Raw genomic sequence first — 10,633 nt, 5'->3', positions numbered from 1 at the left:
AGCCCCAGCAGCTCCGCCGCCGAGGCACGGCGTTCGTCCGCCGGTCCGGGCGCGGCGGGCCGCAGCAGGGACTCGGCCCACCGCAGACGCACCCGGCACAGCCCGCCCGGTCCAGCCCCGCGCACCCGGCACAGCCCGCCCGGTCCCGGCCGCCCCACCCCAGCCCGTACGGTCCCCCAGGACCCGGCGCCCCCGCCCACCCCGGCCCGGCCCGGCCGCCCAAACCCACCCCGCGCCGCCCCGGTTGCGAAGCCCCCCACGGGGAAGGCGCTGCCCCGCGGAAGTCGTTTGTCCGTCCCCGTCCCGCCCCGCCAGGATGGGACCGCTCCCCGGGCGGGACGCACCCGGAGCCGGTGTCCGGCCCGGAGGCGGGCGCCCACCGTCCAGACCACCGGAGGCCGTCGCCATGACCTTCCCCGCCGACCACGCCGACCCCGCCGACCCCGCAGCGCCCGCGGGGCCCACCGGTCCCGCCGGCCCGGACCCCGAGGCGCCCGTCGTCCTGGACCGGCGCGAGGGACCCCACGGCGAGGTGGTGCTCCGCCGGCGCGGGGAGAGCCCGGACGCGGTCCACGAGATCATCGCCAACGGCACCTTCCTGATGGACACTTCCGACGGGCGCTCCGAACGCCTCCTGGTCGACGCCGCGTTCGAGGCCGTGGAGACCGAGGACGTGGCGCCGAGCGTCCTGATCGGCGGGCTCGGCGTCGGCTTCTCGTTCGTGCACGCGGCCGCCCGCGAGGAGGCGCGCCACATCGTGGTGGTGGAGCGCGAGGAGGCGATCATCGACTGGCACCGCGCCGGTCCGCTCGCCGCGATCTCCGGCCCGGCCCTCGCCGACCCCCGCTGCGTGATCCTCCACACGGACCTGGTGGAGCACCTGCGCACCACCACCGACCGCTTCGACGCCCTCTGCCTGGACATCGACAACGGCCCCCACTGGACGGTCACCGAGGGCAACGGCGAGCTGTACGCGCCGGCCGGACTCGCCGACTGCCTGCGGGTGTTGAAACCGGGCGGAGTGCTCGCCGTATGGTCCGCGCAGCCTTCGTCCGACTTCGAGGAAGCGTTGCGGAATGCCGGATTCAGCGGGGTACGAACCGAAGAGATCCGCCTTGCCCGGGGCGTACCGGACGTGGTCCACCTCGCTGTTCGCCCTGCGTAGCCGGGAGCCCTCCGATGCCCTTACGCTGCTGGGACACACACGGGCCGGAGCGGTCCGCTTCATGTGTGCGGCACGCAGGTAACAGGTACAGGGGCGGGGCGATGGAGCAGACACACACCACGCAGAACGGCGTCGCGGCCACGCCAGGAGCCCAGCGCCGGGTGCTCGTCGTCGAGGACGACACCACCATCGTCGACGCGATCGCGGCGCGTCTGCGCGCCGAGGGCTTCCTCGTCCAGACCGCCACCGACGGCCCGGCCGCGGTGGACGCCGCCGAGGCGTGGCAGCCCGACCTGATGGTCCTCGACGTGATGCTGCCGGGCTTCGACGGCCTGGAGGTCTGCCGCCGGGTGCAGGCCCAGCGGCCGGTGCCCGTGCTGATGCTCACGGCGCGCGACGACGAGACGGACATGCTGGTCGGTCTCGGGGTCGGCGCGGACGACTACATGACGAAGCCGTTCTCGATGCGCGAGCTGGCGGCCCGGGTGCACGTCCTGCTGCGCCGGGTCGAGCGGGCCGCGCTGGCGGCGGTCACCCCGCGCAGCGGGATCCTGCGGCTCGGCGAGCTGGAGATCGACCACGCGCAGCGCCGGGTCCGGGTCAAGGCGGAGGACGTGCACCTCACGCCGACCGAGTTCGACCTGCTGGTCTGCCTGGCGAACACCCCGCGGGCCGTGCTCTCCCGGGAGCAGCTGCTCGCCGAGGTGTGGGACTGGGCCGACGCCTCCGGGACGCGGACGGTCGACAGCCACATCAAGGCGCTGCGCCGGAAGATCGGCGCGGAGCGGATCCGTACGGTCCACGGGGTCGGCTACGCCCTGGAGACCCCGGCGCCATGAGCCCGTGGCGGCGCGGCGGCCCGCAGGAGCGGCCGGCGGGGGCCCGGACCGTCCCGGCGCCGCCCGGCGGAGCCTCCGAGGTCCCGGGCCCCCGGGAGCCCGGCCACGCACCGGACACCGCCGGCCCCCCGATCGGCCACGCCCCGGACCACGGCGGCCGCCCGGCCACGCCCCCCGCCGGGAAGCACCCCGCCTGGAAGCGGACCCTCCGGCGCTGGGCCGGCCTCGGCAGTCTGACGATCTCGATCAAGACGAAGCTGAGCACCCTCGTCGTCGTCTCGGTCCTGATCACCACCGGTCTGATGCTGATGGCCTTCCACAGCAAGACCGAGGTCCGCTTCATCACCATCTTCACGATGATCGCCACGCTGCTGATCACCCAGTTCGTGGCCCACGGCCTGACCGCCCCGCTGGACGAGATGAACAAGGTCGCGCGCGGTATCTCGCACGGCGACTACACCCGCCGGGTGCGGGGCGCCGACCGGCGGGACGAGCTGGGCGACCTGGCGTCCACCATCAACCGCATGGCGGACGATCTGGAGGCCGTGGACCGGCACCGCAAGGAGCTGGTCGCCAATGTCTCGCACGAGCTGCGCACCCCGATCGCCGCGCTGCGCGCCGTGCTGGAGAACGTGGTCGACGGGGTGTCCGCGGCCGATCCCGAGACGATGCGCACCGCGCTGAAGCAGACCGAGCGGCTGGGGCGGCTGGTCGAGACGCTGCTCGACCTGTCCCGGCTGGACAACGGCGTGCTGCCGCTGAGGGCCCGGCGCTTCGAGGTGTGGCCGTATCTGTCCGGGGTGCTGAAGGAGGCCAACCTCGCCTCCTCGCAGCGCGGTCTCGCCTCCGGCTCCGGCCACCACACCCGTACCGACGTGCATCTGCACCTGGACGTCTCGCCGCCCGAGCTGACCGCGCACGCGGACGCGGAGCGGCTGCACCAGGTGGTGGCGAATCTCATCGACAACGCGGTGAAGCACTCGCCCCCGCACGGCCGGGTCACGGTGCGGGCCCGGCGCGGCTTCGGCCGGGAGTCCCTGGAGCTGGAGGTCCTGGACGAGGGCCCGGGCATCCCGGAGCAGGAGCGGCACAAGGTCTTCGAGCGGTTCAACCGGGGCCGGGTCGCGTCCCCGCACGGTCCGGGCAGCGACGGCGGCACCGGACTGGGGCTGGCCATCGCGCGCTGGGCCGTCGATCTGCACGGCGGGCGGATCGGGGTGGCCGAATCTGCACGCGGTTGCCGGATTCGCGTCACCCTTCCGGGGATCCCCGCACCACGAGGTTGACGTAGGGTTCGAACCGGAGCGCCTGGTTCATCGTGCTGATGACCGAGGCGGGTGAAAGGCTGCAGGCCAGCGCGGTGCAGTCGCGGGTCGGCGTACCCTGACACAAGCGGAACCGGACTTGTTTCCCGCCAATCACAGCCCCGAAACCCGCCTTTCGGTGTGACTTGCGCGACGATGCCCTGCCCGGCCTGCACCTCCCGGCCAGGGAGGCGTAGCCTTTATTTCCGCTGTCCATCACCTTGCGAAGCGGAAGAGGGCGGTTCTCGCCGTGTCGTCTCAGTCCCCCAGTAACGCGAGCCTTCAGGCCGACCAAGGCGCGCAGGGCCAGAACCCTGCCGCCGCGTTCGGAGCCAACGAGTGGCTCGTCGACGAGATCTACCAGCAGTACCTCCAGGATCCGAATTCGGTCGACCGTGCCTGGTGGGACTTCTTCGCCGACTACAAGCCGGGAGCCGGCGCGGCGGACAAGGACAAGGCGGCCGAGCCCGCCGCCACGGTCCCCACCCCGGCCGCGGCCGCGCCCGCCGCCCAGCCCGCGGCGCCCGCCCAGGCCGCCCCGGCGAAGGCCGCCCCCGCGCAGTCGAAGCCCGCCCCGGCCGCTTCCGCCGCCAAGCCCGCGGCAGCCGCTCCGGCGAAGGCCGCGCCCGCTCCCCAGGCCGCCGCCCCGGCGAAGGCCGAGGCGGAGCCCGCCGAGGCGCCCGCCGGCCCCGAGCTGGTGACCCTGCGCGGCCCGGCCGCCGCGGTCGCGAAGAACATGAACGCCTCGCTGGAGCTGCCCACGGCCACCTCCGTGCGCGCGGTCCCGGTGAAGCTGCTCTTCGACAACCGCATCGTCATCAACAACCACCTCAAGCGCGCCCGGGGCGGGAAGATCTCCTTCACCCACCTCATCGGGTACGCGATGGTGCAGGCCATCAAGGCCATGCCGTCGATGAACTGGTCCTTCGCGGAGAAGGACGGCAAGCCGACGCTGGTCAAGCCGGAGCACGTCAACTTCGGCCTGGCGATCGACCTGGTGAAGCCGAACGGCGACCGCCAGCTCGTCGTCGCCGGCATCAAGAAGGCCGAGACCCTCAACTTCTTCGAGTTCTGGCAGGCGTACGAGGACATCGTCCGCCGCGCCCGCAACAACAAGCTGACGATGGACGACTTCACCGGCGTCACCGTCTCGCTGACCAACCCCGGCGGCCTCGGCACCGTGCACTCGGTCCCGCGTCTGATGCCCGGTCAGTCGGTCATCATGGGCGTCGGTTCGATGGACTACCCGGCCGAGTTCCAGGGCACCTCCCAGGACACCCTGAACAAGCTGGGCATCTCCAAGGTGATGACCCTCACCTCCACGTACGACCACCGGGTCATCCAGGGCGCCGCCTCCGGCGAGTTCCTGCGCATCGTCGCGGGCCTCCTCCTCGGCGAGGACGGCTTCTACGACGACATCTTCGAGTCCCTGCGCATCCCCTACGAGCCGGTCCGCTGGCTCAAGGACATCGACGCCTCGCACGACGACGACGTCACCAAGGCCGCGCGGGTCTTCGAGCTGATCCACTCCTACCGGGTCCGCGGCCACGTCATGGCCGACACCGACCCGCTGGAGTACCGCCAGCGCAAGCACCCCGACCTGGACATCACCGAGCACGGCCTCACCCTGTGGGACCTGGAGCGGGAGTTCGCGGTCGGCGGCTTCGCCGGCAAGTCGATGATGAAGCTCCGCGACATCCTCGGCGTGCTGCGCGAGTCCTACTGCCGCACCACCGGCATCGAGTTCATGCACATCCAGGACCCGAAGCAGCGCAAGTGGCTGCAGGACCGGGTGGAGCGCGCGCACTCCAAGCCGGAGCGCGAGGAGCAGCTGCGCATCCTGCGCCGGCTGAACGCGGCCGAGGCCTTCGAGACCTTCCTGCAGACCAAGTACGTCGGCCAGAAGCGCTTCTCGCTGGAGGGCGGCGAGTCGGTCATCCCGCTGCTGGACGCGGTCATCGACTCCGCCGCCGAGTCCCGCCTGGACGAGGTCGTCATCGGCATGGCCCACCGCGGCCGGCTGAACGTGCTGGCGAACATCGTCGGCAAGTCGTACGCGCAGATCTTCCGCGAGTTCGAGGGCAACCTCGACCCGAAGTCGATGCACGGCTCCGGCGACGTGAAGTACCACCTGGGCGCCGAGGGCACCTTCACCGGCCTGGACGGCGAGCAGATCAAGGTCTCCCTGGTCGCCAACCCCTCCCACCTGGAGGCCGTCGACCCGGTCCTGGAGGGTGTCGCCCGCGCCAAGCAGGACGTCATCAACAAGGGCGGCACGGACTTCACCGTCCTCCCGGTCGCCCTGCACGGCGACGCGGCCTTCGCCGGCCAGGGCGTCGTGGCCGAGACGCTGAACATGTCGCAGCTGCGCGGCTACCGCACCGGCGGCACGGTCCACATCGTCATCAACAACCAGGTCGGCTTCACCGCCGCCCCGGAGTCCTCGCGCTCCTCGATGTACGCCACGGACGTGGCCCGCATGATCGAGGCGCCGATCTTCCATGTGAACGGCGACGACCCGGAGGCCGTGGTCCGCGTCGCGCGGCTCGCCTTCGAGTTCCGCCAGGCGTTCAACAAGGACGTCGTGATCGACCTCATCTGCTACCGCCGCCGCGGTCACAACGAGGGCGACAACCCGCAGTTCACCAACCCGCAGATGTACAACCTGATCGACAAGAAGCGCTCGGTGCGCAAGCTCTACACCGAGTCGCTGATCGGTCGCGGCGACATCACCCTCGAAGAGGCGGAGCAGGCGCTCCAGGACTTCCAGGGCCAGCTGGAGAAGGTGTTCGCGGAGGTCCGCGAGGCCACCAGCCACCCGGCCCCGGCCCATGTCCCGGACGCGGAGCCGGAGTTCCCGGTCGCCGTGACCACGGGCGTGTCCCAGGAGGTCGTCAAGCGGATCGCCGAGTCCCAGGTCAGCATCCCGGACCACATCACGGTCCACCCGCGGCTGCTGCCGCAGATGCAGCGGCGCGCGGCCTCCGTCGAGGACGGCACCATCGACTGGGGCATGGGCGAGACCCTGGCCATCGGCTCCCTGCTGATGGAGGGCACCCCGGTGCGCCTCTCCGGCCAGGACACCCGCCGCGGCACCTTCGGCCAGCGCCACGCGGTCCTGGTGGACCAGGAGACCGGCGAGGACTACACCCCGCTGCTCTACCTGACCGAGGACCAGGCCCGCTACAACGTCTACGACTCGCTCCTCAGCGAGTACGCGGCGATGGGCTTCGAGTACGGCTACTCACTGGCCCGCCCGGACGCGCTGGTCATGTGGGAGGCCCAGTTCGGTGACTTCGTCAACGGCGCGCAGACCGTCGTGGACGAGTTCATCTCCTCGGCCGAGCAGAAGTGGAGCCAGCACTCCGGCGTCACCCTGCTGCTGCCGCACGGCTACGAGGGCCAGGGCCCGGACCACAGCTCGGCCCGGCCCGAGCGCTTCCTCCAGATGTGCGCGCAGGACAACATGACGGTCGCGATGCCGACCCTGCCGTCGAACTACTTCCACCTGCTGCGCTGGCAGGTCCACAACCCGCACCACAAGCCGCTGATCGTCTTCACCCCGAAGTCGATGCTGCGCCTGAAGGCGGCGGCGTCGAAGGTGGAGGAGTTCACCTCGGGCGGCTTCCGCCCGGTGATCGGGGACACCGCGGTCGAATCGGGCGCCGTCGACCCGGCCGCCGTGCGGAAGGTCGTCTTCTGCGCGGGCAAGGTCTACTACGACCTCGACGCCGAGCGGAAGAAGCGCGGCGCGACGGACACCGCGATCATCCGGCTGGAGCGCCTGTACCCGCTGCCGGGCGCCGAGCTCCAGGCCGAGATCGCCAAGTACCCGAACGCCGAGAAGTACCTGTGGACGCAGGAGGAGCCGGCGAACCAGGGTGCCTGGCCGTTCATCGCGCTCAACCTGATCGACCACCTGGACCTGGCCGTCGGCGCGGACATCCCGGGTGCGGAGCGCCTGCGGCGGATCTCGCGTCCGCACAGCTCCTCGCCGGCCGTGGGCTCGAAGAAGCGCCACGAGCAGGAGCAGGAGCAGCTGGTCAACGAGGTGTTCGACGCCTGACCGGCGCCCCGGACGGCACGGTGTGACGGGCCCGGCACCCCTCGGGGGGTGCCGGGCCCCGTGCGTGCGGGAGGGCGGCACGGCCCCCGCCGGGCAGTCGATACGCTGTGCGCATGTACTTCACCGACCGCGGTATCGAGGAACTGGAGAAGCGGCGCGGCGAGGAGGAGGTCACCTTCGAGTGGCTCGCCGAGCAGCTCCGCACGTTCGTCGATCTCAACCCCGACTTCGAGGTCCCCGTCGAGCGCCTGGCCACCTGGCTGGCCCGGCTGGACGACGAGGACGAGGACGAGTAGCCGCCGGGTCCGCCGTTCCGGCCCGGCGACCCCGAGCCGGGCCCCGGCATCCGGCCCCCGGCTCAGGGGCGCCGGGCCGCGATCCGGGCGTACGCGAGCGTCAGCGCGCCGTGGGCGGTCAGCAGGGACCCCGCCACCACCCAGCCAGCGCTGCGGCAGCGCACCCCCCAGAGGACCAGCGGCAGCCCGGCCGTGAGCTGGACGGTGCCGAGCAGGCGGGCGGCCGGGCCGTGCAGCCACGGTTCGAGCGCGCCCTCGGTCACGGCGTCCCGCCAGTCCAGCCGGTCGAGGTGCTCCGCGCCCGCCGCGCGGGCGGCGCCACGCAGCCGGTCCGCCGGCTCCCCGGCCGACAGCCCCGCGGGGAGGGCGAGCCCGGTGCGGGTCAGCACCCCGAGGACGCCGGTGAGCCGCGCCCGGGCGTCGGACTCGGGGTCCGGCCGGGTGAGCGGCTCCAGCGCCTGGAGGTCGAGGACGGGGTCGAGCCCGAGCCGTGTGGCGAAGGTCCGCATCGCCTCGTCCTCACCGGCCGGGGTGCCGTCGGCGAGCCAGACGTAGCCGACCGGGCGGCGGAAGCCGGACGCGAGGGTGAACCCGGCCCGGTCGCCGTCCCACCACAGGGCGAGCACCGGCCGGTCCACGGCGACGGCCACGGCGGACGCCCAGCCGGCGGCCACCGCGTCGACCGCCTCACCGCTCTTCGCCCAGGGCCTGCCCTCGGGGACCACGGCCGTCCAGCCCTCGCCCGCCGGGGCGAGGAGCACGGGCTCGCGCAGCAGCAGGGCCGCCGGGCGCACATCCACGGGGGCGGCGCGGCACAGCAGGAGGGCTCCGGTGGCCAGGACGGTCATGCGGCCCAGGCTAGGCACCTTCCCACCGGCCCCGCCCGGTCCACGGGGCCCTTCGGGCGAACACCTTCCCGGCGCGGGCCTGGCGGACCCGCGGCGCAGGCCGCGCCGGGCGGGGCCGGGAGGACGGCCCTTGACATCACCCGGCCGCGATATATCGTGTTGAGCCAGGAGACGCGATATGTTGCGTCGTGGCCGGCCCCGGGAGGTCAGCACCATGGCAGAGACGGCATGGGAAGTCGCCGAGCCGCAGAAACTCACCTTCGACGAGCCGGTGACCGCCCTGCGCGTCCGGATCGTCGACGGAACGGTCAACGTCGTGGGCACCGAGGAGGGTTCCGCGCGGCTGGAGGTCTCCGCGATCGAGGGACCGCCGCTGCGCGTCACCCGGCGGGGCTCCACCCTGACCGTCGCGTACGACGACGTGCCCTGGAAGACCCTCCTCAAATGGCTCGACCCGAACGGCGGCCCGCGCCGGGCCGTGGTCTCCCTCGCGGTGCCCGCGGGCGCCTCGGTGGAGGTCGGGACGGTCGGGGCGGGCGCGGTCGTCTCGGGGGTGCGCGGCACCACCACCGTGCGCGGGGTCAGCGGCGACACCACCCTGGTCGGGCTCTCCGGCCGGGTCCGCGCGGAGACCGTCTCCGGCAGCGTGGAGGCGCAGGCCCTCACCGGGGACCTCGGCTTCCACTCCGTCTCCGGGGACCTCACCGTGATCGAGGGCTCGGGCTCCACCGTCCGGGCCGAGTCGGTCAGCGGTGACATGGTCCTCGACCTCGGCTCCCCCGGGGTCCCCGCCGACATCCGGCTGACCACCGTCTCCGGGGAGGTCGCCGTGCGGCTCCCGCACCAGGCCGGCGTCCGGGTCGAGGCGAACACCGCCGGCGGCGCCGTGTCCAACGCCTTCGACGAGCTGCGCGTCGGCGGCCAGTGGGGCAGCCGGCAGATCACCGGCACCCTCGGGGACGGCGCGGGCACCCTCCGGGCCACCACCGTCTCCGGTTCCCTCGCGCTGCTGCGCAGGCCGCCGACCGAGGAGGACGAGGCGCACACGGACGGCGCCCCGACCGGAAAGGTTCTCTGACATGCCCCCCGTTTTCGCCCACGGCAGGCTCCGGCTCTATCTGCTGAAGCTGCTCGACGAGGCCCCGCGCCACGGCTACGAGGTCATCCGCCTGCTGGAGGAGCGCTTCCAGGGGCTCTACGCGCCGAGCGCCGGCACCGTGTATCCCCGGCTGGCCAAGCTGGAGGCGGAGGGCCTGGTCACCCACGCCACCGAGGGCGGCCGCAAGGTGTACTCGATCACCGACGCGGGCCGCGCCGAACTCGCCGGCCGCAGCGGTGAACTCGCCGATCTGGAGCTGGAGATCCGCGAGTCCGTCTCGGAGCTGGCCGCGGAGATCCGCGACGACGTGCGCGGCGCGGCGGGCAAGCTGCGCAGCGAGATGCGGGCCGCGGCGGACCGCAGCCGCGGCCGGGGCACGGGCGGGGCGGGCCCCTTCGGCGACCTGGGCCTCGGCGACCTGGCCGGTGACAAGGAGTCCTGGCAGACCGCCAAGGAGGAGCTGCGGCGGGCCAAGCAGGAGTGGAAGGAGCAGGCGCGGCGGGCGAAGGAGGAGTCCCGCCGCGCCCGCGAGGACGCCCGGCAGGCCCGTCGCCAGGCGAAGGAGGCCCAGGAGAACGCACAGGAGGAACTGCGGCGGATCGCCCGCCAGGTCCAGGAGCAGGTCCAGGACCACTTCGCGCGCGGCGACTGGCCGGCGGGGGTGCGCGAGGGGCTCGCCGACCTGGCCGGGCTGTTCGGCGGCCCCACGGGGGCGACCAACCGGCGGCCGACGGCCCCCGAAGCCGCCCCGGCGGACCCGGACCCGGACTGGGGCCGGGACGCGGTGGCCGAGGACTCCACCGACCCGGCACGGGACCTGGAACGGCTCCTCGACCGCTTCCGCGACGACATCCGCGACGCCTCCCGCGACCACGGTGTGACCCCGGCCCAGCTCGCCGAGGCCCGCCGCCACCTCTCCACGGCGGCGGCCCGCATCGCGGCCCTGCTGGCCACCCCGCCCCGGGACGCCGGCACGCCCTGACCCGGGCGGGCTCCAAGCGGCGCACCGGCCCGTA

General features: G+C 73.2%; 8 protein-coding genes. 7 read left to right on the top strand and 1 reads right to left on the bottom strand.

Annotation, left to right across the window (positions count from 1 at the left end):
* Positions 1-406 precede the first annotated feature (406 nt).
* The 5 genes from ABZ457_RS09265 (at position 407) to ABZ457_RS09245 (ending at position 7,670) form a co-directional block, all read left to right on the top strand.
* Entirely contained in the window at positions 407-1,165 is a 759-nt protein-coding gene (locus ABZ457_RS09265; RefSeq protein WP_359155603.1) for a spermidine synthase, read from the top strand.
* 101 nt (positions 1,166-1,266) lie between these two features.
* Positions 1,267-2,004 (top strand): response regulator transcription factor, encoded by a 738-nt coding sequence (locus ABZ457_RS09260; protein ID WP_359155601.1) that lies wholly within the window; start codon positions 1,267-1,269, stop codon positions 2,002-2,004.
* On the top strand, positions 2,001-3,290 hold the full coding sequence (locus ABZ457_RS09255; RefSeq protein ID WP_359155599.1) for an ATP-binding protein: 1,290 nt from the start codon (positions 2,001-2,003) through the stop codon (positions 3,288-3,290). The genes ABZ457_RS09260 and ABZ457_RS09255 overlap by 4 nt, the downstream gene beginning before the upstream one ends.
* A 268-nt stretch (positions 3,291-3,558) precedes the next feature.
* Positions 3,559-7,374 carry a multifunctional oxoglutarate decarboxylase/oxoglutarate dehydrogenase thiamine pyrophosphate-binding subunit/dihydrolipoyllysine-residue succinyltransferase subunit gene (locus ABZ457_RS09250; RefSeq protein ID WP_359155597.1) on the top strand — a complete coding sequence of 1,272 codons (3,816 nt, stop codon included), beginning with the start codon at positions 3,559-3,561 and terminating at the stop codon, positions 7,372-7,374.
* A gap of 113 nt (positions 7,375-7,487) precedes the next feature.
* Entirely contained in the window at positions 7,488-7,670 is a 183-nt protein-coding gene (locus ABZ457_RS09245; protein WP_003961784.1) for a DUF6104 family protein, read from the top strand.
* 62 nt (positions 7,671-7,732) lie between these two features.
* On the opposite strand, the gene ABZ457_RS09240 is transcribed toward ABZ457_RS09245, so the two are convergent.
* On the bottom strand, positions 7,733-8,518 hold the full coding sequence (locus tag ABZ457_RS09240) for a hypothetical protein (protein WP_359155595.1): 786 nt from the start codon (positions 8,516-8,518) through the stop codon (positions 7,733-7,735).
* A 214-nt stretch (positions 8,519-8,732) separates the two neighbouring features.
* Here ABZ457_RS09240 and ABZ457_RS09235 point away from each other — a divergent pair, with 214 nt between their 5' ends.
* Both ABZ457_RS09235 and ABZ457_RS09230 read left to right on the top strand, forming a co-directional pair.
* Entirely contained in the window at positions 8,733-9,596 is an 864-nt protein-coding gene (locus ABZ457_RS09235; protein ID WP_359155593.1) for a DUF4097 family beta strand repeat-containing protein, read from the top strand.
* Position 9,597: 1 nt separating this feature from the next.
* Positions 9,598-10,599, top strand: coding sequence for a helix-turn-helix transcriptional regulator (locus ABZ457_RS09230; protein WP_359155591.1), 1,002 nt, complete (start codon positions 9,598-9,600; stop codon positions 10,597-10,599).
* The last annotated feature ends 34 nt before the right edge of the window (positions 10,600-10,633 follow it).

It is taken from the genome of Streptomyces sp. NPDC005805 (assembly GCF_040630445.1).
Classification (GTDB): Bacteria; Actinomycetota; Actinomycetes; order Streptomycetales; family Streptomycetaceae; genus Streptomyces.
The sequence above is the reverse complement of the archived record's forward strand: the minus strand, read 5'-3'. Positions and strand labels throughout refer to the sequence as shown.

Coding starts and splice junctions, on each gene's coding strand:
- ABZ457_RS09230 (WP_359155591.1), top strand. CDS start 9,598: ATGCCCCCCGTTTTCGCCCACGGCAGGCTCCGGCTCTATCTGCTGAAG.
- ABZ457_RS09235 (WP_359155593.1), top strand. CDS start 8,733: ATGGCAGAGACGGCATGGGAAGTCGCCGAGCCGCAGAAACTCACCTTC.
- ABZ457_RS09240 (WP_359155595.1), bottom strand. CDS start 8,518: ATGACCGTCCTGGCCACCGGAGCCCTCCTGCTGTGCCGCGCCGCCCCC.
- ABZ457_RS09245 (WP_003961784.1), top strand. CDS start 7,488: ATGTACTTCACCGACCGCGGTATCGAGGAACTGGAGAAGCGGCGCGGC.
- ABZ457_RS09265 (WP_359155603.1), top strand. CDS start 407: ATGACCTTCCCCGCCGACCACGCCGACCCCGCCGACCCCGCAGCGCCC.
- ABZ457_RS09255 (WP_359155599.1), top strand. CDS start 2,001: ATGAGCCCGTGGCGGCGCGGCGGCCCGCAGGAGCGGCCGGCGGGGGCC.
- ABZ457_RS09260 (WP_359155601.1), top strand. CDS start 1,267: ATGGAGCAGACACACACCACGCAGAACGGCGTCGCGGCCACGCCAGGA.